Below are 23,141 nucleotides of genomic sequence, written 5' to 3' on the forward strand. Positions count from 1 at the left end.
GAGGCGCGCGCCACGGCAGCTGGCTCACGAAGCGCCCGCCTTCGGTTTGTGATGGGCATCCTCGCGGTGGCGCGCGCCTCGCGAGCCGCGGAGCGTGCTCGCGAGGCGCGCGAGGGATGAACGAGGTGGCACGAAGAGGAGCCGTAGGCGACGACTCGTGGCCACCGAGTGAATCGGCTGGGGAGGACGTGGCTGGAAGATGTGCCCGGTAGTCAGGCAGTCGTCTCGATTACGCGGCCGTCTCGGTAACGCAGCCACCGACGACGTATCGAATCGGCTGGGGAGGACGTGGCTGGAAGATGTGCCCGGCAGTCAGAGTCGTCTCGATCACGCGGCCACCGACGACGTATCGAGTCGGCCGGGGAGGACGTATGCAACTGCCGTCTAGCCGTCACACGGTCATCTCGGTCACACGTATCTCCCCTACGAGACAGCCAGTCCGGAATCGACGGCTCCGCCGGGACGTGCGTGCCGGGTGGTCGCCACGATCCACATTCAAGAGCAGGTCGATCCGCGAGCGGTCACCGACTCTGACGGCCCTTCGTCTGCCGGTAGTCCCGACTCAACACGTTCTCGCGCATGTGCTCGGTGAAGGCGGCCGCGTCCTCGTCACGCATCGACGCTGGATCACACATCGGGACGAGTTCGAATCCCCGCCCGCGAATCGTCGTCGCGTGCTCGGCGTCGATGTCGAACGAGTCCGGCCGCCGAGTGGTGTACTCGACGGCCAACGCACGGAGCACGCGCTCTCCGACGGGAACGAGTATCTGCGGATTGATCATGCGTATCTCGGCGTTGAGAAACGGCTCACAGGTCGCGACCTCCTCGTCGGTCGGCTCCCGCTCGGGATGTCGACAGCGGGTGAGGTTGGTGAAAAAGACGTTCTGTACGTCCGGTTCGGTCGTATCCGGGGGGGACCTGACGAAGCCGAGCTCGGCGAACACCGACTGCACCCGCTCGCCGTCGGGTCCGACGAACGGCACGCCGTGCCGGTCGGCAGTCGCGGTCGGGCGCTCGCCGACGACGAGGAACTCGGCACCGACGTCGCCGTAGCCGTGTACGACCTGCTCGCGTTCCGTACACAGGCCGGGACAGTTCTCACAGGCAGCGTCCATCCCGAACGGGTTCGCGAATTCCTCTTGATGTGCGTCCACGGATGCCGTACGTCCGGTAGCCGCCTAAACGATTCGCTCGGTGCGCGACCGGTGGCCCGCTAGCACAGCGTGTACGCCTCGCCGTCGCGGTCGACCATTCCCTGTTTGCGAAGCGTCTTGAGGACGCCGTACAGCGACAGCTTCTTCATCCCGAGCGAGTCGCCCATCTCTCCGACCGTCGCCTGTTCGTTCGTCGTCAGATACAGATACACCAGCTTCGCGCGTGGAGACTGCAGCTCCGGCGGCAGTGTCGGTGCCGCCGTGGGTGCGGCCTCTGTGTGTAACATCGTGTCTTCGACGAAGGGTTCGACGATAATAAATCCCTATTTCAACGATCGTCGAAATGGCGAGAACACGTGGTCGAGCGATGCACGCGGCCGATACGGCCGTTCCACGGCCCGTCCGTCGCGGACGTCACCGCGGTGTACCGCGGGTCGTTTCGACCGACGACGGATACACAATCGTGATGGATCGGTGCGTCGGTCAGTACGAACGAACCTTCGGCTCGTAGGTGCGGGACTCGCCCTCCAGGATGGCGGGTTTGTACCACAGCTCCGGCTCGCCGTTGTTCCACGAGACGAGCGTGTGTTTCAGCCAGTTCTCGTCGTCGCGTTCCTGGCGCTCTTTCCGCCAGTGAGCGCCGCGGAACTCCTCGCGCGCAAGCGCCCCCATCGTCAGCGCCTCGGCGATGTCGAGGATGTTCCGGGTCTCCATCGTGTGGATGAGGTCGGTGTTGAACGTCCGTGACGGGTCCGAGACGGCGACGTCCTGGTAGGCCTGTCGCGCCTCGCGGAGGTCTTCGAGCGCCGTCTGGAGCCCCTCGCGCTCGCGGAAGACGTTCACGTGTGCGGTCATCGTCTCTTGAACCTGCGAGCGGATCTCGGCGTGGTTGCGACCCCGCCGCGAGAGCAGCGTCTCGACGCGGTCGCGGGCCCGCTCGACCGCCGACTCGAGCAGTGGCTTCGCGTCCGTCGCCACCGCCCCACCGTCTGCTGCCGCCGGACCGCGGCTGCCGACCTCGCCGACGGACACGTCGAACTCGTAGTCGGCTGGCTCCCACTCGCCCGTCTTGCCCGTTGGGATCGCTGCCTCGCCGAGGTCTCTGCCGGCCGCGTGGTGGCCCGCGCGCTTGCCGAAGACGATAAGCTCCGGCAGGGCGTTCCCACCGAGCCGGTTCGAGCCGTGGACCGACGCACACGCACACTCGCCGGCCGCGTACAGCCCTTCGATTGCGGTCTCGCCGTGCTCGTTGGTCTCGATGCCACCCATCGCGTAGTGCTGGCCGGGCTTGACCGGCATCGGCTCCGTGAGCCCGTCTGCGCCCTCGAAGTCCTCCGCGAGGTGGAGAATGTTCTCGAGGCGGTCGAGGATGCGCTCTTCACCGAGGTGACGCATGTCGAGGTGGACGTACTCGTCTTCGATACCACGACCCTCGTTCACCTCGGTCAGCTCGGCGCGTGAGACCACGTCACGAGAGGCGAGCTCGCCGTCGTTGTTGGCGTAGCCGTGCTCGAACATGAATCGCTCACCCTCGCTGTTGTACAGGATCCCGCCTTCACCGCGGACGCCCTCGGAGATGAGCACGCCGGTCGAGGGGAGCGTCGTGGGGTGGAACTGGATGAACTCCATGTCCTCCATCGGGACGCCGGCCCGGTAGGCCATCGCCACCCCGTCACCGGTGTTTGCCACCGCGTTCGTGGTGTGATCGAACACCTGACCCATCCCGCCGGTGGCGAGGATGACGCCCTGGCGCGCCTCGAAGCCACTGACCTCACCGCGTTGGATGTCGTACGCCACGACGCCGTGACAGGTGCGGTCTGCGGGGTTCGGCTCGTCGGTGACGACGAGGTCCATCACGTGCCACTCGTCGTACACGGTGATGCCGCGTTTGACCACCTGCTCGTACATCGTGTGGAGCATCTGGTGACCGGTCTCTGCGCCGGCGTACGTGGTCCGCGGGAACGAGAGTCCGCCGAACGGGCGCTGTGAGACACGGCCGTCGTCCTCGCGTGAGAACGGCATCCCCCAGTGTTCGAGCTGGATGACCTCTTCTGGGCTCTCTTTACACAGCGCCTCGACGGCCGGGGCGTCGCCGAGGTAGTCCGACCCCTTCATGGTGTCGTACGCGTGGTCTTCCCAGGAGTCGGCGTCGCGAAGCGCCGCGTTGATCCCGCCTTCGGCGGCGCCGGTGTGTGACCGAACCGGGTGCAGTTTCGAGACGATCGCCACGTCCGCGCCCTCCTCTTGTGCCGCGATCGCCGCGCGGAGTCCGGCCCCGCCCGCGCCGACGACGACGACGTCGTGTTCGTGCATGGTGTCGATGATAGTTCGTTAGTGTTCCAGTGTCTTGATACTGTCTCTCGCTCACCAGAATTTCAGGTTGTTCTTCACCGCCTCGCGCTTGAGCTCTTGGATGTGCTCGGTGAGCGGGATGTCCTTCGGGCACACCTCGGTACAGGAGAACTGCGTCTGACACCGCCAGACGCCGTGTTCCTGCTCGATGATCTCGAGGCGTTCCTGCTTGCGGTCTGCGCCCTCGCGCTCGTCCATCGCAAATCGGTACGCCTTGTTGATCGCCGCGGGGCCGAGGTACTCGTTGTCGCCAGCGGCGACGTTACACGAGGACATACACGCCCCACACCAGATACAGCGCGTCGACATCTTGATTTTCTCGCGGTTCGCCCGGGTCTGCCGCTGCTCTTCGAGCTCGCCGTCGGGATACTCGTCCGTGTCGAAGTACGGCTCGACCGCCTCCATCTGGTCGTAGAAGTGCTCCATGTCTACGACGAGGTCCTTCGTGACGTCGGCGTGTGGCAACGGCTCGATGCGGACCGGGGCCTCGAGGTCGCTCACCTGCGTCTTACACGCGAGCTTCTGGCCGCCGTTGACGAACATCGCGTCCGAGCCACACACCGCCTGCCTACAGGAGTGGCGGAAGGTGAGCGAGGAGTCGTACGTGTCGCGCGCGTAGATGAGCGCGTCGAGCACGGTCATCCCTTTCGTGAACGGGACGTAGAACGTGTCGAACCGCGGCTCCTGTTTCCCCTCGACCTCCGGGTCGTACCGGAACACCCGAAACTCGACGGTGTCGTCGTCGGTCTTTGCGCGCTCGGCCTCTTCGGCCTGGCGCTGCTCGCGTCGCTCCGCGGCTCGCCGGCGCTTCTCGCTCCGGCGAACGTCGCCCTGTGAGGGCCCCTCGTGCTCCGTCTCTTCGGTCTTCTCGGTCTGTTTCGGTATCTGTGTGCTCATAGTGTGCGCGTGTGTGAGTGAGTGTCGTTGGGTTCGGGTTCCATCGTGGTAGTTCTGTGGGTGGTGTGACCGCCGCACCCCAGGCGACGACCCCGCCGTGGTCGGTAGTGTGGTGGCACCGCTCTCGCCGACACCTCAGTAGAGCGGAATCCCCGCCCACGCGTTGGCGGTGCGGATGCCCTGGACGATCAGGACGACGCTCGCAGCGATCAGCGTCCACTTGACCGCGGTGCGTTTCGTCCCCGAGAGGCCCTGGTTCACCAGCGCGTTGTAGACCCCGTTCACGCCGTGGAACGTCGCGGTGAGCAGAAACAGCACCATGAGCGAGTAGTAGCTCATCGTCTCCATGCGACCGGAGCTCATGAGGAACGACACCTCGTCTGCGTGGTGGACGAAGTGGAGCAAGAAGAAGTGGAACGACAACACGACGAGCAAGAACGCGGCCGTGACCCGCTGGAGGAGCCACATCGTGCCGCCCTGCTGGAACGAGGAGTACCGCGTCGCCATCTCAGAACGCCCCCGCGATGAACGTCGGCACCGACGCGACGGTGATGGCGCCCGTCAGGATCAGCGACGCGTAGAAGCTCTTGTCCTGTGAGTCCAATCCGATCCCGAGGTCGACCAACAACAGCCGGGTGCCGTTGAGCATGTGAAACACCGCGACGGCGAGGAGACCCACCTCGAGCACGCGGACCAACAGGAGCCCCTCGAGCGAGACGATGGTCTGGGTGTACACGTCGTTACCCGCCTGTAAGACCGCTGTCTCGGCGCCCGACGCCGGAATCGCCGTGCTCAACACCGCGATGTGGGTGAACAGGTAGCCTATCAGCACCCACCCGGTGAACTTGTGAAAGATCCACGCCCACATCCCGGCCTCGAACTCCCGCCAGCGGCCGAAGTCCTCGATGAGGCCTCGATCGTACGACTGACTCATACTGAGGCGTCGGTGCTAGGGTCGTATAGTAGTTACTGATGATCTTTGAGGACACTGCGGTTCGGTCGAAGAGGGAACCGGACCGCACGACGTCACCTGCCTAACGGCCGAACTCCACGTATCGCCTCGATCCGGGCGTCGTGGCCCGGATCTCGCCCGTGAGTCGGTCACGGAAGTCTTATACCTGGTCCGCTCGGTTGTACGACTGCAATGGCGAAAGGCGAAGTTGATTTCTTCAACGACACTGGCGGCTACGGTTTCATCGACACTGACGACGCGGACGAGGACGTGTTCTTCCACATGGAAGACGTCGGCGGCCCGGACCTCGAGGAGGGCCAGGAGGTCGAGTTCGACATCGAAGAGGCGGACAAGGGTCCGCGCGCGTCGAACGTCACCCGACTGTAGACGGCATCCGAGCGGAGGTGTATCGGCTTTTTCGAGTACTCGCCGCCGTGAGTGACGCACTCGTTTCCTCGATCCGTGGCGAGGCCCAAAGCGGCGAACGGTGCCGTACACCGACACGTCTATGCCGAACGCTGACTGACTGGTCAGTCGATGAGTGGGGAGCCGGGTGCCGCAGACGAGATCATGCAGGCCGTCTACAGCGCGCTGTGTACACACGGCTACGCAGGGTTGACGATGCAAGACATCGCCGACGAGTGTTCGAAGAGCAAGTCGCTGCTCCACTACCACTACGATACGAAAGCCGACCTGCTCGTCGCGTTCTTGGACCGCGTGCTCGACGACTTCGAGCGACGCGTCGACGCGGCGGCCGACGAGCCGCCCGAGGCCCGGCTCGTCGCGTTCATCGGGTGGTTCGTCTTCGAGCCCGCCGAGACGGAGCGTGAGTCGTACCACATCGCGTTGTTAGAGCTGCGCTCGCGGGGCCCGTTCGACGACCGAATTCGAGAACGGCTCCACCGGAGCGACCGGCTCATCCGTCGCACCGCAGCCGCCATCCTCGAGTCGGGTATCGAGGCCGGCGTGTTCGACGACGTCGCCGTCGACGAGACCGCGGCGCTCCTCACCGCCGCGGTCGACGGAGCCCGAACCAGACAGATCACGCTCGGCTCCGGGCTCGCCGATGCCGAAGGCAGCGCCGAGGTCAGTGACGATACCGGAAGTGAGACCGCGGACCCCGCCGATACCAGCGACCCGCGGGCGCTCGCGTCGCCGTACACGCGGACGGTCGCCGAGGCGGTTCTTCGGCGGCTCGTCGAGCCGATCCTCACGGACGAGGCGACGCTTCCGCCCCTCGATGAAACGCTCGCCGACCTAACGGTGCGAACCGGAGAGAACCTGGCCACCGTGGGCGACGACCCGAACGGACCGGAGCCGACCGGCGAGACCGACGAGGGTCGGGAGACCGAGTGAGCCGTCATCGATAGCCGGACGCAGAGCCGGAGACCGGCGCGTGCGAACCGCTCGCGCCCGTCCGGCCAAAGAACAACGGTTAAAAGTCGCCGCCGGGTTCTATGGCACATGGCTGGAACCATCGAGGCACTCGTCCCCGGCGGCCAGGCCAACCCTGGCCCGCCGCTCGGGCCGGAGCTTGGCCCGACGCCGGTGGACGTCCAAGACGTCGTGAGTCGGATCAACGAGGAGACTGCCGCCTTCGACGGAATGGAGGTCCCCGTCACCGTCGAGTACGACGACGACGGCGCCTTCACCATCGACGTCGGTGTGCCCCCGACCGCAGAGCTGATCAAAGACGAGGCCGGCTTCGAGACGGGCTCCGGCGAGCCCCAGTCCGACTTCGTCGCAGACATGTCCATCGAGCAGGTGAAGACGGTCGCCGAGCAGAAGTCGACCGACCTCCTGTCGTACGACACGAAAAACGCCGCCAAAGAGGTCGGCGGCACGTGTGCGTCTCTCGGCGTCACCATCGAGGGTGAGGACGCACGGACCTTCGACGACCGCGTCGACGCCGGCGAGTACGACGACGTCCTCGAGGTGTGACGTCTCCCACGAGTGACGTCGTGGGCTTTCTCATCGATTTCGTGTAACGACCGACGGCGTTTTCCGTTGGCGTCGAGCCAGTCGTGAGTGGCCACCCGGCACCTGGCGTGGTTCCGTTCGGTGATTTACTGGTGGTACCACCAAAGTATATTACGCCGTGCGACGATCGCCACACATGGACGGTATAGACGGATCGTCGACCGCATCGAGCCCGACGCTGTCGTGCGAGCGCCGCCGAACGCTCGTGTCGGTGTCGCACTCCGTCGTTCGTGGAGGGACGAGCCGATGGTGACGACCGCGTCGGCGCTCGCGCTGATCGTCGGGACCTTGGCCGTGTTCGCTGGCGTGGGTATCTGGTCGTCTCGCGGGCGCGTAGATTCGGCCGAATCACTCATCGCCGCCCGTGACTCGACGACCGAACCCCGGCTGACTGCGACGCTCGTCGCTTCCGTGATGGGCGTGTGGATACTCCTGTCGGCACCCGAAGCCGGGGCGGTGTTCGGCGTCACCGCTGCGGTCGGCTACGCGGTGGGTGAGGCGCTCCCGATGCTCGCGTTCTCGAAGGTCGGTCCGCGCGTTCGAACGGTGATGCCAGAGGGGCACTCGTTGACCGAGTACGCGTACGCGAGGTACGGTCGCACGATGTACGCCTACGTCCTCTGTGTGAGCGCGCTGTACATGCTCGTCTTTCTCAGCGCCGAGCTCACCGGCATCGCGCTCGCATTCTCGTTCATCGCCGACGTGCCGCAGTGGCAGACGGCGACGCTCGTCGGTGGGGCCGTGCTCGGGTACGCCGGCTACGGCGGACTCCGCGCGAGCATCGTCACCGACACCATTCAGGCGGCACTCGTGCTGCCGTTGTTGATCGCCGTGGGCGTGGCCACCGTTGCCGTCTTGGGCGGTCCAGCCGCAGTGTACGCCGGGGTCGAAACGGCGTCTCCGGCCCTCCTCGATCCGACCGCCGCAGACGGGCTCGCGTTCGGCGTCGCGCTCTCGCTCGCGATCTTCGGTGCCGAACTGGTGAATCAGACCTGGTGGCAGCGCGTGTACGCCGGTGCAGACGGCGGGACCGTCGAGCGAAGCTTCCGCAACGCGACCCTCCTGAACGGCGCCATCGTGTTCTTCGCTGCGCTGTTAGGGGTCGCAGCGGCCGGCACGGCGTCGGTCGAGAATCCCGCCGTTGCCGTCTTCGCGCTCGTCTCCACGTCGTTCCCGACCCCAGCGGTCGTCGGCGTCGGGCTGCTCGCCCTGCTTCTCGTGACGAGCTCTGCCGACTCGTTGTGCACCGCGCTCTCGAGTCTCGTCACGGTCGACGTACCCCGGCTGCTCGACGATCCGAGCGACGAGACGCTCACCCTCGGCGCACGGGTGGTGACGGTCGCCGTCATGGTCGTCGCGGTCTACATCAGTCAGGACGCCCAAAGCGTCCTCGCGCTGTTTCTGTTCGCCGACCTCCTCGGCGTCGCCGTCGCGTTCCCGCTCGTGTACGGACTCTTTTCGCCACGGCTCACCGGCACCGGCGCGCTCGCGAGCAGCGTCGTCTCCCTCGCGGTCGGAACCGCCTTCTTTCCGTTCCCGCTCGGTATCGACACGTGGCTCCGGTCGCTGCCGATGGTCGGGCCGGTGCTGCCGGCCGCCGACGCGTTGTACCTCTCCGCGTTCGCCGGAGCGGCTGGCGTCTCGGTAACGCTCACGCTCGTATTCGCGACGCTCCCGTCCGAACGATACGACTTCGACCGGCTCTCGCGGGCGGTGAACCGGCTCGAGTGACTCCACAGGACCCATCCGTTCGGCGCACGGATCGGGGACGTGGACGACATTCCCCACGCCAACCGAGGCTACCGCCGCCTCTTCACCGACGACGGACTGACCGTGGGTATCGGCTTCCCGTTGACGGGGACGCGCGAGTCGACACCGGCCGTCGACGAGGAGATGCGTCTGGCTCGTCACGCGGAGGCCGTCGGCTTCGACGGGCTCTGGGCCCGCGACGTGCCGACGTACTGGCCGCGGTTCGGCGACGCCGGTGGGGCGTTCGACGCGTGGCCGCTGCTCTCACACGCGGCCGCTCACACGGAGTCTATCGCACTCGGTACGTCGAGTGTGATCCTCCCGCTGCGCCACCCGGTTCACCTCGCGAAGACTGCCGCCAGCGTCGACCGCCTCTCCGACGGTCGGCTCGTGGTAGGGATCGCCTCGGGCGACCGCGACCCCGAGTATCCGGCGTTCGGCGTCGATCCCGACGAGCGTGGCCGCGCGTTCCGCGAGCGTGTCGCGGCGATGCGCACCATCTGGCGGGAGTCGTTTCCGACCGTCGAGGGTGACTGGGGGGCGCTCGACGGCGACCTCGACGTGCTCCCGAAGCCGACGAGCGAGACCCTCCCGCTGTTCCCGACCGGAAACGCCCGTCAGTCGACGGAGTGGATAGCCGAGCACGGGGACGGCTGGCTGTTCTACCACCTGCCGGAGTCGACGCTCGAGACGTACCTTGAGACGTGGCGCGAGCTCGCAGGCGACAAGCCGTTCGCCATCGCGGTCCGCGTGGACCTGGCGGACGACCCGAGCGCCGAGCCGGAGCCGATCCACCTCGGCTACCACGCTGGCGTCGAGTGGGTCCGCGACTACTTCTGTGACCTCCAGACGGCCGGCGTCGACCACGTGATCGTGGGACTTCAGGGGACCGACCCGGCCGACACGATGACGGCGTTCGCCAACGGCGTCCTCGACGCGTTGTGAGCCACACGCGTCGGCGTCTCACCCCGCAAACGTTTTTGTGGGTTCGTCACAGAGTCGCACGCATGGACGAGACTCCTGTGCCGATACCGGACGCACAGTACGAGCGGCTCGCCGCGATGGCGGCCGCCCGCGGGGTGAGCGTCGAGACGCTGCTCTGTGGACTGATCGACGACGCCGCCCGCGGAGGCGGACCTGCACCACGAGACGCCGATGGGCTCCCGCTCGGCGTCTGCGGTGCGACCGGCCCGGAGCGACCGGCCGACGACTGACAGACCGGACACGACCGGCCGACGACGGACGGCACCACGCTTGCGGCGGCTGCTCAGGCGGGGTCGGGTGCCGTCACCTCGATCTCGACCCGATCGGCGCCGACGCCGATCCGAGCGAACTGCGTTCGAACGTGTTCACGGGCCGCATTGAGTGCCGCCTCACGGGTGTCGAAGCCCCGTGGCATCGGCTCTTCGAACGCGACCCGGATCTCCCTGCCGTCGACCTGCAGCGGTGCTCCCCCGCTTTCGACCTCGTAGAAGGCGTCACACACCCAGACGTAGGGAGCCGTCTCGTCCGGTACTCCCTCGTACGTCGGCGGCTCCTCGCCGCGCTCGAACACCGTTCCGGTGAGGTCCGTCCCGCCGCCACTGCCGCGAACGAGTAACATACCACCGAGAGGGGCTTCGACGGCAAAAGCCCGTCTGTGTGGCGACCGAGGGGCGCGCGTGGACCGCTGGGGGAAACCGCTTTGCGGATGGAGGGCGCGGTGTGAGACATGACCCTCGAGGACTTCACCGAGTTCACCGACCGCGACGGGGGCGGAGCCGCCGACACCGCAGTGGACGCCGACGCAGACACGGCCGACGCCGACGCAGACGCGGCCGAGCCCACGGCCGCCGTCGAGACCGGCGACGGGGACGCGACTGCTGACGTCGAACCGACGACGACCGACTCGGCGACGACGGACGACCCCCCGTCCGCAGATGGCTTCACCGCGTACGACGTCGAGCCGACCGGCGACGACCGCGGGCTCGGCGTGGTCGCGGTCTCACAGGGACTTCGGGTCTCCAATGCCGAAGACGACACCACGCTCCGGGCGTTCATTACGACGGACAACCGCGATGCGGTTCGGCTCGGGACCTACCTGCTGGTGCCGTACCCCGACGGGGAGCGACTCTTCGCGCAGATCTCGGCGCTCGAGTACGCACAGGAGTTCCGTGCGGACGACGCCACCGAGATCCACGCGCGCCGGGAGATGCGCCGAGAGGAGTTCACAGAGCGCGACTACAAGTTCGTCGCCGAGCTCGACCCGGTGGCGATGGTGTACGAGGACGGACCCGAGTTGCGTCGCCGGATGACAGACCGGGTTCCAAAACCCGGCTCGGTGGTCGAAGCGGCCGCAGACGACGCGGAGATCAAGACCGGGCTGACGATCCCCGAGTCGGGCGTCTTCCTCGGGCACCTCGCGGTCGGCGGCGAGCGCGTCCGTACCGCGGCGTCGCCCCCGACGGTCGACTACCGGATCCGCGACGACTACACCGAGGGCGATCCACTCGCGTTCAGACACACCCTCGTCGCCGGAGGGACGGGCTCTGGGAAGACACACGCCGCAAAGAACGTCCTTCGACAGTATCTCGACACCGACCGGACGTATCCGATGGACGACGGCCGTGACGCGCGCATGGCCGTCGTCCAGTTCGACCCGCAAGACGAGTACGCACAGATGCACGACGACAACCCGTCGATGGACGCGGCGACGGCGAGACGACTCGACCGTGAGGGGATCGCCCACGGCGGACACGACGACACGGTCGCGCTCGTCCCGAGCGTTCCGAACGCGACGTACCCAGGCGAGGGCCATCGTGCCGAACGGATGTCGTTCACGATCCCGTTCTCGATGGTCGACGAGTACGACATGCCGTGGCTCGTCGCGGGGTCCGGACTCAACGACAACCAGTACGCCGGACTCTCGACGCTCCTCCGGCGATTCTTCCGCGACTACGGCGACGACGGGACCTACCGCGAGTTCCTCACCTTCCTCGACGACCCCACCCTCCAAGAGGAGCTTCACGAGAGCGGCCGGGTGCACGAGGCGACGTACGACGCGGTCAAACGGCGGGTTCGTGCGGTTCCAGGCGGAGTCTTCGACGGCGACGCCGTCCCCATCACCGACCTCGACCACACGCTCGTCCGACCGGGCGGCCTGAGCGTGATCCCGACGTACCACCTCCCTACCTCCAGACAGAAGGAGATCGTCGTGCTCGCGGTGTCGTCGATGCTCGTCGGCGACAAGCTGTCGAACGACCCGCGAAGCGATCGGATCAAGCAGACGCCGCTTTTGATCGGGATGGACGAGGCACACAACTTCCTCGCGGACGCCGACACCGTGCAGGCGCGGCAGGTCGTCTCGACGTTCACCGAGGCGGCGAAACAGGGGCGAAAAGAGCGGCTCGGGCTCTTTTTGATCACCCAGGACCCACAGGACATCGCCGACCCCGTGTTCAAACAGGTGAACACGACGGTCGTGTTGAACCTCGGCGACGAAGAGGCGATCCAGAGCGTGAACATCCCGACGGCGCTCGCCGGAAAGGTGCCGTACATGCAGAAGGGCCAGATGGTGGTGTACTCGCCCGACAACTCAGAGCCGGTCGAACTCATCGGTCTCTCGACGTGCGTCACCCGGCACGGCGAGTGAGCCCCGGCGAGAACCGCCCCCCGGCTTTTTGTCGGTTCCAGGGTATCAACCGATATGGCGAAGCGAATCCTCGTCGCGGTCGACGGGTCTGAGGAGGCGACCGAGGCGCTGGCGTTCGCGGCCGATGAGTGGCCGGACGCCTCGCTGACAGCCCTGCACGTCATCAATCCAGCCGAGTCGACGACGGGCGCCGACGGCGGGTTCCCGGGCGCGGTCGAACAGTGGTACGACAGCGCTCACGCCCGCGGCGAACGCATCCTCGCGGCGGCCGCGGACCGAGTCGACCGGCCGGTCGAGACGCGACTCGAAGTCGGGCGACCGACGACGACCATCGTCGCGGCCGCCGCCGGATCAGAAGCCGAGGCCGGTGGGGCCGACGGCGTCGATCGCGAGCAAGATGGTGGCGACACCGGCAGTGGGACGCGTGCGTCGAACCAGCCGTTCGACCACGTGGTGCTCGCAAGCCAGGGACGGACGGGACTCTCGCGGGTACTCCTAGGGAGCGTCGCCGAAGGCGTCGTACGGCGGGCCGACATCCCAGTCACGGTCGTTCGGTGAGCCCCGACGACAGCCGGTCCGTACTCGGTGAACGCCGCGACGACAGCAAGCGTACCGTCGACCCCCGACAGCCACAGGCTACGCGCCGTCGACGGGCGTCGCCGCGACTACCGTTCCGATCATCGACCACCCGTCCTCGTCCGGACCGGAGCGACCGAGCAGCACCGACTCGTAGTCGTCCGTGGTGATCAGTCGAAACGCGGCGTCGACGTCTGCGTCGGTCCGAACGCCCTCGCCGCGAAACTCTCGTTGGAAGAACTCCGTCGACGAAAACTCGAACGTGCCGGTCTCACCGCTGTCGAGCTCGAGCCGAACCGGGTCCGGTTGGACGTTGTGGATCCGCTTGGCGATCGGGTGTAGGTCCGCCATACTACGTGGTTCGTCGCCGCGGCGGTAAAATGTCGCGACCCCGAACCCGCCGACGATGGCGGGTCGTGCGGACCGAAAACGTAAAACGTGAAACGGCCGATCAAGTAGTCACTGTGGACGTCGTCTCGACCGACACCGTCGCCGGGGTGGCATCGACCCGTGGGTGAGGCGACGGTCTCGAACGCCGTTCTCGTCACCGTCGACTCGCTCCGCGCCGACGCGGTCGGCGCGTACGCCGACGACCGCCACACCCCGGTCATCGATTCGCTCGCCGCGCGCGGAACGGTCTTCGAGCACGCCTTCGCGACGGGTAACTGGACGCCGTTCTCGTTCCCCTCGATACTAGCGTCCTCAAGCGTCTTCGCCGAGAGCGGTGCCATCGGCGTCGAGGAGGCGACGACCCTCGCCGAGACGCTGTCTGCGGCCGGCGTCGAGACCGCCGGCTTCAACGCCGCGAACGGTTTCTTGACCTCTCACTGGGGGTACGACGAGGGCTTCGACGCGTTCGAGCCGTTCGTCGCCAGCGTCGGCGCGAGCATCTACAGCAAGTACCTCGCAACGCACCCGACGGTCGAGGCGTGGATTCAGCTGCTCGGCTCGCCGCTGCGCCGCATCGAGTCACGGATTCGCGGCGAGACCGACGACCGGCCGTTCCTCGACACCTCGCGCATGTTCGACGTCGAACACGCCGCCACGTCGTTTCTGGAGACGGCCGACGAGCCGTTCTTCCTCTGGGTCCACTACATGGACGCACACACCCCGTACGTCCCCGCCCCGCGGTACATCCGTGAGGTGTCGTCGAACCTCCTCGGCACCCACCAGCTGCTCCACGCGCACACCCGAACCGGCCTCGGACTTGACGTCGACGACCGAACGCTCGAGGAGCTCGAGACGCTGTACCGAGCGGCGGTTCGGCAGGTCGACGCCAGCATCGGCCGCCTCCTCGACACGCTCGAGGCCGAAGAGGTCGCCGACGACACCGCCGTCGTCGTCGCGGGCGACCACGGCGAGGAGTTCCAAGAACACGGTCACCTCGCACACTACCCGAAGCTGTACGACGAGCTGATACGGGTCCCGCTCGTCGTCGACGTGCCCGGAGCCCCGGGTCGCCGGGTCGACCACGGCGTCGGTCTCGACGCGATTCCCCCGACGGTGGCGGCGTTGCTCGGCGTCGACCCCCCGGACGAGTGGGAGGGTGAGAGCCTTCGCTCGACGGTCACCGACGGCACCTCTCCGACCGCCGAGCCGGTCGTCTCCGTGACCGTCCGCGGCGACGAGGTGACGGCCCAGCCGATTCCGCGGTCGCTCGCCGACGGTGACCTCTACGTCAGCGTCCGCGACGCCGAGTGGACGTACATCGAGAACGTCGACGACGGGTCAGCAGAGCTCTACCACCGGCCGTCGGACCCGACCCAACAGGTCGACCGGGCCGTCGACCCGACCGACGACGACGAGGCGGTCATCGATCGGTTCGCCCCCCTCGTCGACGCTCACGCCGCGACGATCCGCACCGACGGCGAGACGGCCACACCGGCAGCGGTCGACGAGGACCTCGGTGCACGATTGGAGGCGCTCGGCTACAAGTAGATGATCCGGTCGCTGCTCCGCGGGCTGGTGGACGGTCCGCTCGCGCTCCAGCTTCGCCGATTCGTCGTCGTCGGGGCGGCCGCCTCGGGGGTGCAGATGGCGCTCTTGTGGCTGTTCGTCGACGTCGGGGGCGTGAACTACCTGCTCGCGGCGACCATCTCGATCGAGTTGACGATCCTCCTCTCGTACGTGCTCAACAACGCCTGGACGTTCAGGGGGTCGCGCAACACGGGCGTACGCGAGTACTTTCGCGGCCTGTGTAAGACGAACGTGGTCCGCGGGACCGCGATCCCGATACAGCTGGGTGTCCTCTTCGCTTTCGTCGAGGTGGCCGATATCCTGTATCTCGTCGCAAACGGCCTCGCGATCGTCGTGAGCGGGCTGTATCGGTTCGTCCTCGACGCCCACTGGACGTGGGGTGGGTGATCGTGTCGCTCGCGTCGACGGTCGGCATTGCTGGCCCCGCCACGGACGCGGCCGTGGCAACGTGCTCCGGCCTCGCCACAGACGCGGCCGTAACGACCGCCGTCTCCGGGGTGCTCGGCTCCGGATCGGTCGTCGCCGGCGTCGAGGCGGGCCTCGAGGCCCTGGTCGAGTCGGCCACCGGCTGGGTCGGGATGGTCGTCGTCTTCGTCTACTCGTTTTTGATCGCCTTCGCCCTTCCCGGACCGAGCGAGGTCGTCCTCGCAGCACCTATCGACTTCGGACTCCCGCGGTGGGTCCACCTCGGGAGCATCATGCTCGTCAGTGCGACGGGGAAGGCGGCCGGGAGCGTGTTCGCCTTCCACATCGGCCAGGAGGTAAAACAGTCCGGGCCGGTCATCCGGTGGCTTCGGCGCTCGCGCTGGAACGTCGTAGAGTGGTCCGAGACGCGGTCGGTCCAACTCGCACAGCAGTACGGCTACGGGGGACTCGCGATCGCCCTCTCGGTTCCCTTCTTCCCGGACACCCTCTCGATCTACGCGTTCGCGGTCCTCGAGCGCGACTACGCCCGGTTCGCCGTGGCGACCTTCCTCGGCAGCCTCGGCCGGCTCACGGTCACGCTCGCGCTCGTCGGCGGCGTCGCCACCGTCGTGTGAGCCCACCCGTTCGATCCGGCCCCCGCTCGGGTGGCTCACGTGTACGAACCGCGGTCGGACGACCACAACACCGAACTGGGTGCCGTACGTTCGTGCGCACAGATGGAGCTTCAGATCGACCACGTCACCGTCGCCGGCCGCGACCTCGACCGACTCGTCGACGCGTTCGACGCCGCGGGGTTCGACGTGGCGTACGGCGGCCGCCACTCTAACGGCGTCACCCACATGGGTATCGTGGGGTTTCGTGACGGGACGTACCTCGAACTCATCTCTACGCTCGACCCCGACACGACCGCTCCCTGGTGGAACGACCCCATACACCACGACGGCGGACCGTGCGCGTGGGCGATCGACGTCGACGACATCGAGACGGCGACCGACGCCCTCGCGGACCGTGGGATCACCGTCGACGGCCCCACGGTGTACCGACGGACGCGCGAGGACGACACGCTCGTCGAGTGGGACCTCACCGCGCTCGGCTCGGGCGACCCCGGCTCGTTGCTGCCGTTTCTCATCAGCGACCGGACGCCGCGGTCGCGTCGCGTGACCCCAACCGAGGCCACGCCGTCGACGCCGATTCGCGGCGTCGACACCGTCGTGCTCGGCGTCAGGGATGTCGAAGACGCGATCGATCGGGTCGGAACCGCCGTCGACGTCGGCACGCCCCGCTGGGGTGAGAGCGCGGTCCTCGGTGCACGGATCGCCTCGCCGCCGGACCGGCCGGTCGCGTTCGCCGAACCGCAGGGTGACGGCTGGCTCGCGGAGCGACTCGAGACGTTCGGGCCTCGCCCCGTCGGGTACCTCCTCGGCCACGACGGTGGCGACCGATCCCGATTCGGCGCCCGGTCGACGGAGACGCTGTGTGGCCGGTCGGTGGAGTGGCTCTCGGTGACCGCCCCTACCGACCACCGGTACCTGGGGCTCGTCGCCGACGGGTGAGTCCGTGCTCAGCCGCCGAGGAACTGTTCGCGAACCGCGTCGTCGGCGATGAGAGCGTCGCCGTCGTCCTCGTACCGGTTCTGTCCGTTCGCGAGGACGTAGCCGCGGTCACAGCGTCTGAGCGACTCCGTGGCGTTCTGTTCGACCATGAGGACGGTCGTGCCGGCGTCGTTGATCTCGTCGATTCGGTCGAACATCTCGTCGACGAGGTCGGGTGCGAGCCCCGCACTCGGCTCGTCCAACAACAACACGCCCGGGTCGAGCATCAGCGCACACCCCATCGCGAGCATCTGCTGTTGGCCGCCCGAGAGGGCGCCGGCGGGTTCGTCCCGGCGGCCCGCGAGCGCTGGGAAGCGGTCGTACACCGCCTCCATCCGAGCCTCTGGGACGGTCTCGAGCGGGTACGCCCCGATCGTGAGGTTCTCTTCGACGGTCAGCGTCGGAAAGACGTTGTTCGTCTGTGGAACGTACCCGATCCCCTCGTGAACGACCGCCTCGGGCGGTAGCCCGGTGATGTCGTTGCCGCGGAAGGTAATCGACCCGTCGAAGCAGGTAGCGAGGCCGACGATGGCCTTCATCGCGGTGGACTTTCCGGCACCGTTCGGACCGACGACGGTGACGTACTCTCCGTCGTCGACGCGGAGGTGGACGTCAGAGAGCACCTCGAGGTCACCGTATCCCGCGTCGAGCGCCTCGACGTGGAGGAGGCTCACGCGCCACCTCCGAGGTACGCGTCGACGACGCGCTCGTCGGCTACCACGGCGTCCGGCTCGCCCTCGACGAGCAGCGTCCCCTGCTGTAACACGATCAGCCGCTCTGCGAGGTCGGTGAGCGTCTCGAGTTCGTGTTCGATGACGACGACGGTCGTGCCCGCCTCGTTGAGCGCCCGGATGTGTTCGGCGATCTCGCGCGTCAGACTCGGATTCACGCCCGCGAACGGCTCGTCGAGCAACAACACGTCTGGGTCGACCATCAGCGCACGCGCGAGTTCGAGGAGCTTCCGTTGGCCCCCAGAGAGCGACCCGCTGTACGCGTCTGCGAGGTGCGTGAGATCGAAGGTGTCGATCAGCTCGTCGGCCCGCTCGCCGACCGTGTCTTCGGTCGTTCGTGCGTCGTCGCTCCCGAGCAGCGCCGGGACCGTTCGCTCGCCCGGGTGGTCACGTGCTGCGAGCCGCACGTTCTCCCGGACCGTCATCGTCTCGAGCTCCCTGGTGTCTTGGAAGGTCCGGACGAGGCCCGCACGAGCGAGTCGCTCCGGGGGTGCTCCCGTCACGTCCGTTCCATCGAGCACGACGCTGCCGCTGTCCGGAGTAAGCACCCCGCTGACGCAGTTGAAGAAGGTCGACTTACCGGCCCCGTTCGGCCCCATCACGCCGACGAGTTCGCCCGATTCGACCGACACCGAGAGGTCGTCTATCGCTCTGAGGCCGCCGAACTCGACGACGAGTCCGTCGACGGTCAGCCGGCTCATCGGTCCACCCCCAGCTCGCGTGGGTTCCCCCAGATGCCGGCGGGACGGTACCGGACGACCGCGACGAGGACGAGCCCGACCACGACGAGCCGCACGGCGGCGAACACGTCGCCAGAGATCGGCGTGACGGTGAGCGCGAACCGAGAGACGAGTCGCAACCCCATGATGATCGCCAGTCCGGCGAGCACCGCGCGGTGGTTCGCCGCGCCGCCCAACAACATGCCGATCCAGACCGTCACCGTCACCTGGATCGTGAAGAACCCGGGCGCGACCGCGCCGTTGTACAGCGCGAAGAGCCCGCCGGCGAGCCCGGCGAGCGCGGCGCCGTAGACGAACGCCTGCGTCTTGTACGTCGTCGTCGGTTTGCCGAGCGACCGCGTCACGAGCTCGTCCGCTCGAATCGCGCGGAGCACGCGACCGTAGGGCGCGGCCGTGAGCCGGGTGAGCAGCGCGAGCGTCACGAGCGTGATACCGCCGAGCACGAACACCGTGGCTACGAGCCGGGTGTCGCCGTCGGCGACGAGCGACGCGATCGGTCGCGGTACCCCGAGGATCCCGACGTTCCCGCCGAAGAGCCCCTCGAGATTCACGAACAGCGAGTGAAATATCTCTGCGGTGGCGAGGGTGACGATGGCGAGAAAGTCGTCACGAAGCCGGATCGACGTCGCGCTGAGCAGGAACCCGAGCGCGGCGGCAGCACCGACGCCGGCCGCGACCCCGATCGGCCACGGGTAGCCGAGCCCGACCCCGGCGAAGGTGTCCTGTGCAGAGAGCATCGCCGTGGCGTAGGCGCCGACGGCGAAGAAGACGACGTGACCGAAGTTGACGAGCCCGGTGTGTCCGTACTGTACGTCGAGCCCCAACACGAGGAGTCCGTAGATGACGAAGACGATGCCGACCTCGACGAAGACGTAGAGGGCGCTCGGAAGCTGGACGCGGAGGGGCGTAAGCGCCAGCAGTCCGCCGACGAGGAGACACCCCAGCCCGACGAGCAGCGCTCGATTGCCCCGCCCGGTGGGGAGCCGGTCGAGCCCTCTCACGCCTCGCGCACCTCGGTTCCCGCGATGCCGCTCGGACGAACAAGCAAGACGGCGATCAGGATGACGAACGCGGCCGCGGTCGACAACCCGGTCAGCCCGGACGGCAACAACGCCGTCGAGAGCGCGATCACGAGGCCGATGACGTACGCGCCCACGATCGCGCCGTACGGGCTGCCTGCACCCCCGAGGATGGCCGCCGAGAGGATCTGGAGGATCTGACTGTACCCGGTGGTCGCGCTGACGTTCGTCTGGATAGCCATCAACACGCCGGCGAGCCCAGCGAGGACGCCCGCGAGGATCCAGACGCTGTCACGAACCAGCTGGGTGTCGATCCCGCGAACTCGTGCGAGCTGCTCGTCGTCGCCCATCGCCCGCATCGCGATGCCGACGTTGGTCCGGGTCAAGAGCAGGTGTACGGCGACGAAGACGGCCACCGCAGCACCCACGACGGTCAGCTGTTCGGTCGTGACGAAGAACCCCCCGAGGAGGTCGACGGGGCCGACCGAGAGGTCGGGCACCGAGTCGAACCGGACCGTCGTCGTCTCGGTCTCGAAGTACCGCGCGTTCCGTCCGGCGACGAGCCGGATCACGTTCCGTAACGCGATCCCGAGTCCGATCGAGGTCAACAACAGCGGGACCGGCCCGGTCTGATTGATCGGCGTGAAGAAGCCACGCGCGAGCACGAGACTCCCGATCCCTCCACCGACCATCGCGACGACGACGGCGACCGGGAGGGGAACGGGGAGGGCGGTCGACGCGAGCAGACCGACGAACGCCCCTAGCGTGAGGTACTCGCCGTACGCGAAGTTGATCATGTTCACGATTCCGTAGATGAGGGTGAACCCGATCGCCGCGATGGCGATGTACGAACCAGTGACCAGCCCGAAGAGTATCTCCTGGAGGAGCCCCATCTGCGTCAGTACTGTCCCTCTGGGACGTACTCGCGGACGTCGGCCGCGGACACCTGACTCGTCTGTGTGAACCCACCCGACTCCGCGGTGCTTATCGTGACGGTCCCGAAGACGTTGCCGTGCTGGGTGAACGTCGTCGGCGTTGCTGCACCGCGGTAGGTGATCTCCTCGCCGTTCGCGAGCGCCTCTTTGCCCGCCGCGAACGTCTGGACGGGCGTCCCGTCACCCCGGCTCACCGGACCGAGATTCCGCTGGATCGCCGCCGGGCTCGCCTCACCGGCTCGCTCGATGGCCAGCGCCATCACCGTGACCGCGTCCCAGGACGGCGGCGTCCAGGCGTTGATCTCGGCGTCGCCGGCCTCGGCGTAGATGCCCTCGAACGTGTTGTAGCCGGGGCCAGACCGACCGGGTTGTGCGGCCCAGGCACCCTCGATATCGCTGCCGACCTGGTCGTACACCGCCTGTGAGGCGAGGGTGTCCGAGAGGATCGGCTGTCTGCCGTACTCGCCGTCCGACCAGTCCGAGAGCGCCGTGATCGCAGACTCCTGTGGGAGGCTGATCAGGAAGGCGTCGAAGTCGGCGTCGAAGAGCCGACTGAGCGCGGACTGATAGCTCGACTGCGCGAGTTCGACCTCGACCCGCTCGACGAGGGTCCCGCCGTTCTCCTCGTAGACGTCGAGGAACCCCTCGGCGTAGCTCCGCTCGCCTTCGGTGTTTCCGTTGAGCACCCCCAGGGTCTCGAAGCCCTCTTCGAGCGCGTACACCGCACTTCCGCTGGTGTGGACGGTGTCACCGACGACGGTTCGCCACACCCACTCGTCGTCGCTCACGTCGTCCGGCGTGAGTTTGTCGCCGCCACGCGTGTCTAGGTACGTCGACCCCGGCCACGGGGTGACGACCGGCATCGCGAGGTCCTGGAGGAAGTCCCAGAGTGGATTGATCTCACTCGAGAAGAGCCCGACGAGCCCGGCGACGCCGTCGCTCTCGACGAGCTGTGTCGCGACGGTTCGCGCCTCCTGTGGGTTGACGGCGGTGTCTCGTCTGATCACCTCCAGTTCGCTGCCGAGGACGCCGCCTGCCTCGTTGATGTGACTCACCGTCGCGTCCGTCGCCTGTGAGACGCCCGGCTGTAAGAAGTCCCACTGGCCGCTCAGTGCGGCCGGCTGTCCGAGCGCGATCGGCTCCGAGCCGGTCTCGCCGGCCGTCGCGCCGTCAGATTCGCCCTCACTGCCGTCGCCGGTATCGCCACTGCTCTCCTCGCCGCCGCCGAAACTCACACAGCCGGAGAGGCCGGCGATGCCAGCACCGCCCGCACCGGCGAGAAACGATCGTCGACGAACGCGTGTCTTGGTACCTCGTGGCATTCTATACGGTTGTGCCGAGGTCAGACATATAAAGCTCTCGCCGTCCATGGACGGGTGGCTCGACGATCGGTCGGGCCGAGCGACGAGACGGGACGTCAGAGCGACACGTCGGTGCCGTCACCAGCCTCGACCGCACGGCGGTACACGGCCGCGCCGGCCGCCGCGTCGAGCGTCGCCGACCCGACGCTCGCGACCACGAGCCTCCCGCGCTGTGACTCGCGGGTGTACCCCTCCTCGAGCGGGACGCCGAGTTCGACGAGGTCGGACGCCTCGAGCGAGCTCGCGAGGAGGTCGCCGGTGTGAGCCACCTCGCTCGGGACGTCGGCGAAGACCCGCTCGGCGTCCGCGAGGACGGCCGGTTCGAGCTCCTGCATCTCCTCGGTGAACGCGCCGACGGCGACGACGAGCGCCCCGGGCGCCAGTGCCGCTGCCGGGAACACGGGCTCGGTCGCGGTCGTCGCGGTCACGACCACGTCGGCGTCCGCAACCGCTTCGGTCGACGTCGCGACGGCACGAGCCGGGACACCTGCCTCGTCGAGGTCGGCTGCACACGCGAGCCGCGAGTCGCTCGGCGAGTATATCCGCACGTCGTCGAGCGACGCCACGGTCGCGATCGCCCGGGTCTGCCAGCGAGCTTGCGCACCAGCACCGATGACACCGAGCGTGAGCGAGTCGACGTCGGCTGCAAGCGCCCGAACCGCGGCCGCACCGATACAGCCCGTCCGGGCGTTCGTCACCGTCGTGCCGGCCAGTAACGCCTCGGGTACGCCGGTTCTGGCGTCAGTGAGCACGATCTGTGCGTTGATCGTCGGGAGTCCCCGGTCCGCATTTTCCTCGTGGACCCCGACCAGCTTCGTCGCGTAGTGGTCGGCGCCGTGGACGTACGCTGGCATGGCGATACCGGTTCCCGTGGGCTCGTCGCCGTCGAGCCCGGCACCGACCGGAAAGTGCGGTCGCTCCGGTCGCTCGACCGCACCGGCGGCTTGTCGGACCAGCGTCTCTGCGACGACATCGACGAGCGAGGCGAGTTCCAGCTGCCGTTCGACGTCGGCCTCTGAGAGAACGAGTACCATGGTCGCGACCGACGTGCGGAGGCGAGTTAGGGTTT

General features: G+C 67.5%; 26 protein-coding genes. 12 read left to right on the forward strand and 14 right to left on the reverse strand.

The genetic code is table 11. The features are described 5' to 3' along the window. Positions 1–521: 521 nt before the first annotated feature. The 6 genes from ACNTAO_RS11445 to sdhC all read right to left on the reverse strand — a co-directional run bounded on the left by ACNTAO_RS11445 (position 522) and on the right by sdhC (position 5,337). On the reverse strand, positions 522–1,154 hold the full coding sequence (locus ACNTAO_RS11445; RefSeq protein ID WP_435162149.1) for a uracil-DNA glycosylase: 633 nt from the start codon (positions 1,152–1,154) through the stop codon (positions 522–524). Between the two features lie 59 nt (positions 1,155–1,213). Beyond that, positions 1,214–1,441: a helix-turn-helix domain-containing protein gene (locus ACNTAO_RS11450; RefSeq protein ID WP_435162150.1), complete on the reverse strand. Its 228-nt coding sequence runs from the start codon at positions 1,439–1,441 to the stop codon at positions 1,214–1,216. A 196-nt stretch (positions 1,442–1,637) separates the two neighbouring features. Then, the gene (locus ACNTAO_RS11455) at positions 1,638–3,467 is read right to left on the reverse strand and encodes an FAD-binding protein (RefSeq protein WP_435162151.1); all 1,830 of its coding nucleotides are present in this window, start codon (positions 3,465–3,467) and stop codon (positions 1,638–1,640) included. A gap of 51 nt (positions 3,468–3,518) precedes the next feature. Next, entirely contained in the window at positions 3,519–4,403 is an 885-nt protein-coding gene (locus ACNTAO_RS11460) for a succinate dehydrogenase/fumarate reductase iron-sulfur subunit (RefSeq protein ID WP_435162153.1), read from the reverse strand. 135 nt (positions 4,404–4,538) lie between these two features. Continuing rightward, positions 4,539–4,910: a succinate dehydrogenase/fumarate reductase transmembrane subunit gene (locus tag ACNTAO_RS11465; RefSeq protein WP_435162154.1), complete on the reverse strand. Its 372-nt coding sequence runs from the start codon at positions 4,908–4,910 to the stop codon at positions 4,539–4,541. A 1-nt stretch (position 4,911) separates the two neighbouring features. Further along, complete coding sequence (gene sdhC, locus ACNTAO_RS11470; protein WP_435162155.1) at positions 4,912–5,337, reverse strand: succinate dehydrogenase, cytochrome b556 subunit; 426 nt, start codon at positions 5,335–5,337, stop codon at positions 4,912–4,914. Between the two features lie 210 nt (positions 5,338–5,547). Between sdhC and ACNTAO_RS11475 the strand changes: the two genes are divergently transcribed. From ACNTAO_RS11475 to ACNTAO_RS11500, 6 genes are all read left to right on the forward strand, one after another. Next, entirely contained in the window at positions 5,548–5,742 is a 195-nt protein-coding gene (locus ACNTAO_RS11475) for a cold-shock protein (protein WP_435162156.1), read from the forward strand. A gap of 150 nt (positions 5,743–5,892) precedes the next feature. Next, the gene (locus ACNTAO_RS11480; protein WP_435162158.1) at positions 5,893–6,711 is read left to right on the forward strand and encodes a TetR/AcrR family transcriptional regulator; all 819 of its coding nucleotides are present in this window, start codon (positions 5,893–5,895) and stop codon (positions 6,709–6,711) included. Between the two features lie 108 nt (positions 6,712–6,819). After that, a complete protein-coding gene (locus tag ACNTAO_RS11485) occupies positions 6,820–7,296 on the forward strand; it encodes a 50S ribosomal protein L11 (protein ID WP_435162160.1) in 477 nt (158 codons plus the stop codon). A gap of 285 nt (positions 7,297–7,581) precedes the next feature. Then, a complete protein-coding gene (locus tag ACNTAO_RS11490) occupies positions 7,582–9,066 on the forward strand; it encodes a sodium:solute symporter family transporter (protein WP_435162162.1) in 1,485 nt (494 codons plus the stop codon). A 39-nt stretch (positions 9,067–9,105) separates the two neighbouring features. Beyond that, positions 9,106–10,029, forward strand: coding sequence for a TIGR03571 family LLM class oxidoreductase (locus tag ACNTAO_RS11495; RefSeq protein ID WP_435162164.1), 924 nt, complete (start codon positions 9,106–9,108; stop codon positions 10,027–10,029). A gap of 62 nt (positions 10,030–10,091) precedes the next feature. Next, positions 10,092–10,298 carry a hypothetical protein gene (locus tag ACNTAO_RS11500; RefSeq protein ID WP_435162165.1) on the forward strand — a complete coding sequence of 69 codons (207 nt, stop codon included), beginning with the start codon at positions 10,092–10,094 and terminating at the stop codon, positions 10,296–10,298. Positions 10,299–10,351: 53 nt separating this feature from the next. On the opposite strand, the gene ACNTAO_RS11505 is transcribed toward ACNTAO_RS11500, so the two are convergent. Further along, positions 10,352–10,687, reverse strand: coding sequence for a DUF7113 family protein (locus ACNTAO_RS11505; RefSeq protein WP_435162167.1), 336 nt, complete (start codon positions 10,685–10,687; stop codon positions 10,352–10,354). Positions 10,688–10,795: 108 nt separating this feature from the next. Here ACNTAO_RS11505 and ACNTAO_RS11510 point away from each other — a divergent pair, with 108 nt between their 5' ends. Further along, entirely contained in the window at positions 10,796–12,715 is a 1,920-nt protein-coding gene (locus ACNTAO_RS11510) for an ATP-binding protein (RefSeq protein WP_435162168.1), read from the forward strand. A gap of 54 nt (positions 12,716–12,769) precedes the next feature. Then, positions 12,770–13,273 carry a universal stress protein gene (locus ACNTAO_RS11515; RefSeq protein ID WP_435162169.1) on the forward strand — a complete coding sequence of 168 codons (504 nt, stop codon included), beginning with the start codon at positions 12,770–12,772 and terminating at the stop codon, positions 13,271–13,273. Positions 13,274–13,351: 78 nt separating this feature from the next. Here ACNTAO_RS11515 and ACNTAO_RS11520 read toward each other — a convergent pair whose 3' ends face one another. Continuing rightward, entirely contained in the window at positions 13,352–13,642 is a 291-nt protein-coding gene (locus ACNTAO_RS11520) for a DUF8072 family protein (RefSeq protein WP_435162170.1), read from the reverse strand. Positions 13,643–13,801: 159 nt separating this feature from the next. On the opposite strand from ACNTAO_RS11520, the gene ACNTAO_RS11525 reads away from it, so the two are divergent. The 4 genes from ACNTAO_RS11525 (at position 13,802) to ACNTAO_RS11540 (ending at position 17,247) form a co-directional block, all read left to right on the forward strand. Further along, positions 13,802–15,229 (forward strand): sulfatase, encoded by a 1,428-nt coding sequence (locus tag ACNTAO_RS11525; RefSeq protein WP_435162171.1) that lies wholly within the window; start codon positions 13,802–13,804, stop codon positions 15,227–15,229. Beyond that, entirely contained in the window at positions 15,230–15,655 is a 426-nt protein-coding gene (locus tag ACNTAO_RS11530) for a GtrA family protein (RefSeq protein WP_435162172.1), read from the forward strand. Between the two features lie 110 nt (positions 15,656–15,765). Then, positions 15,766–16,308 carry a YqaA family protein gene (locus tag ACNTAO_RS11535; RefSeq protein WP_435162251.1) on the forward strand — a complete coding sequence of 181 codons (543 nt, stop codon included), beginning with the start codon at positions 15,766–15,768 and terminating at the stop codon, positions 16,306–16,308. 102 nt (positions 16,309–16,410) lie between these two features. Next, positions 16,411–17,247 carry a VOC family protein gene (locus tag ACNTAO_RS11540; RefSeq protein WP_435162173.1) on the forward strand — a complete coding sequence of 279 codons (837 nt, stop codon included), beginning with the start codon at positions 16,411–16,413 and terminating at the stop codon, positions 17,245–17,247. Between the two features lie 8 nt (positions 17,248–17,255). Here the strand turns inward: ACNTAO_RS11540 and ACNTAO_RS11545 are convergent, their stop codons facing one another. From ACNTAO_RS11545 to ACNTAO_RS11570, 6 genes are all read right to left on the reverse strand, one after another. Continuing rightward, positions 17,256–17,960 carry an ABC transporter ATP-binding protein gene (locus ACNTAO_RS11545; RefSeq protein ID WP_435162174.1) on the reverse strand — a complete coding sequence of 235 codons (705 nt, stop codon included), beginning with the start codon at positions 17,958–17,960 and terminating at the stop codon, positions 17,256–17,258. Next, positions 17,957–18,718: an ABC transporter ATP-binding protein gene (locus ACNTAO_RS11550; protein WP_435162175.1), complete on the reverse strand. Its 762-nt coding sequence runs from the start codon at positions 18,716–18,718 to the stop codon at positions 17,957–17,959. Before ACNTAO_RS11550 ends, ACNTAO_RS11545 begins: the two co-directional genes overlap by 4 nt. Beyond that, entirely contained in the window at positions 18,715–19,758 is a 1,044-nt protein-coding gene (locus tag ACNTAO_RS11555; protein WP_435162176.1) for a branched-chain amino acid ABC transporter permease, read from the reverse strand. Before ACNTAO_RS11555 ends, ACNTAO_RS11550 begins: the two co-directional genes overlap by 4 nt. Further along, on the reverse strand, positions 19,755–20,669 hold the full coding sequence (locus tag ACNTAO_RS11560) for a branched-chain amino acid ABC transporter permease (protein ID WP_435162177.1): 915 nt from the start codon (positions 20,667–20,669) through the stop codon (positions 19,755–19,757). Before ACNTAO_RS11560 ends, ACNTAO_RS11555 begins: the two co-directional genes overlap by 4 nt. 5 nt (positions 20,670–20,674) lie before the next feature. Further along, complete coding sequence (locus ACNTAO_RS11565) at positions 20,675–22,033, reverse strand: ABC transporter substrate-binding protein (protein WP_435162178.1); 1,359 nt, start codon at positions 22,031–22,033, stop codon at positions 20,675–20,677. Between the two features lie 95 nt (positions 22,034–22,128). Next, a complete protein-coding gene (locus ACNTAO_RS11570) occupies positions 22,129–23,106 on the reverse strand; it encodes an ornithine cyclodeaminase family protein (RefSeq protein WP_435162179.1) in 978 nt (325 codons plus the stop codon). Between the last annotated feature and the right edge of the window lie 35 nt (positions 23,107–23,141).

The organism is Halorubrum zhoui (genome assembly GCF_051194155.1).
GTDB lineage: Archaea > Halobacteriota > Halobacteria > Halobacteriales > Haloferacaceae > Halorubrum.

Bases quoted from the DNA above. Each gene is read 5' to 3' on its own strand.
- ACNTAO_RS11505 (WP_435162167.1), bottom strand. From the start codon at position 10,687: ATGTTACTCGTTCGCGGCAGTGGCGGCGGGACGGACCTCACCGGAACG.
- ACNTAO_RS11465 (WP_435162154.1), bottom strand. From the start codon at position 4,910: ATGGCGACGCGGTACTCCTCGTTCCAGCAGGGCGGCACGATGTGGCTC.
- ACNTAO_RS11455 (WP_435162151.1), bottom strand. From the start codon at position 3,467: ATGCACGAACACGACGTCGTCGTCGTCGGCGCGGGCGGGGCCGGACTC.
- ACNTAO_RS11475 (WP_435162156.1), top strand. From the start codon at position 5,548: ATGGCGAAAGGCGAAGTTGATTTCTTCAACGACACTGGCGGCTACGGT.
- ACNTAO_RS11540 (WP_435162173.1), top strand. From the start codon at position 16,411: ATGGAGCTTCAGATCGACCACGTCACCGTCGCCGGCCGCGACCTCGAC.
- ACNTAO_RS11530 (WP_435162172.1), top strand. From the start codon at position 15,230: ATGATCCGGTCGCTGCTCCGCGGGCTGGTGGACGGTCCGCTCGCGCTC.
- ACNTAO_RS11570 (WP_435162179.1), bottom strand. From the start codon at position 23,106: ATGGTACTCGTTCTCTCAGAGGCCGACGTCGAACGGCAGCTGGAACTC.
- ACNTAO_RS11450 (WP_435162150.1), bottom strand. From the start codon at position 1,441: ATGTTACACACAGAGGCCGCACCCACGGCGGCACCGACACTGCCGCCG.
- ACNTAO_RS11485 (WP_435162160.1), top strand. From the start codon at position 6,820: ATGGCTGGAACCATCGAGGCACTCGTCCCCGGCGGCCAGGCCAACCCT.
- ACNTAO_RS11550 (WP_435162175.1), bottom strand. From the start codon at position 18,718: ATGAGCCGGCTGACCGTCGACGGACTCGTCGTCGAGTTCGGCGGCCTC.
- ACNTAO_RS11480 (WP_435162158.1), top strand. From the start codon at position 5,893: ATGAGTGGGGAGCCGGGTGCCGCAGACGAGATCATGCAGGCCGTCTAC.
- ACNTAO_RS11490 (WP_435162162.1), top strand. From the start codon at position 7,582: ATGGTGACGACCGCGTCGGCGCTCGCGCTGATCGTCGGGACCTTGGCC.
- ACNTAO_RS11460 (WP_435162153.1), bottom strand. From the start codon at position 4,403: ATGAGCACACAGATACCGAAACAGACCGAGAAGACCGAAGAGACGGAG.
- ACNTAO_RS11500 (WP_435162165.1), top strand. From the start codon at position 10,092: ATGGACGAGACTCCTGTGCCGATACCGGACGCACAGTACGAGCGGCTC.
- sdhC (WP_435162155.1), bottom strand. From the start codon at position 5,337: ATGAGTCAGTCGTACGATCGAGGCCTCATCGAGGACTTCGGCCGCTGG.
- ACNTAO_RS11520 (WP_435162170.1), bottom strand. From the start codon at position 13,642: ATGGCGGACCTACACCCGATCGCCAAGCGGATCCACAACGTCCAACCG.
- ACNTAO_RS11560 (WP_435162177.1), bottom strand. From the start codon at position 20,669: ATGGGGCTCCTCCAGGAGATACTCTTCGGGCTGGTCACTGGTTCGTAC.
- ACNTAO_RS11565 (WP_435162178.1), bottom strand. From the start codon at position 22,033: ATGCCACGAGGTACCAAGACACGCGTTCGTCGACGATCGTTTCTCGCC.
- ACNTAO_RS11510 (WP_435162168.1), top strand. From the start codon at position 10,796: ATGACCCTCGAGGACTTCACCGAGTTCACCGACCGCGACGGGGGCGGA.
- ACNTAO_RS11515 (WP_435162169.1), top strand. From the start codon at position 12,770: ATGGCGAAGCGAATCCTCGTCGCGGTCGACGGGTCTGAGGAGGCGACC.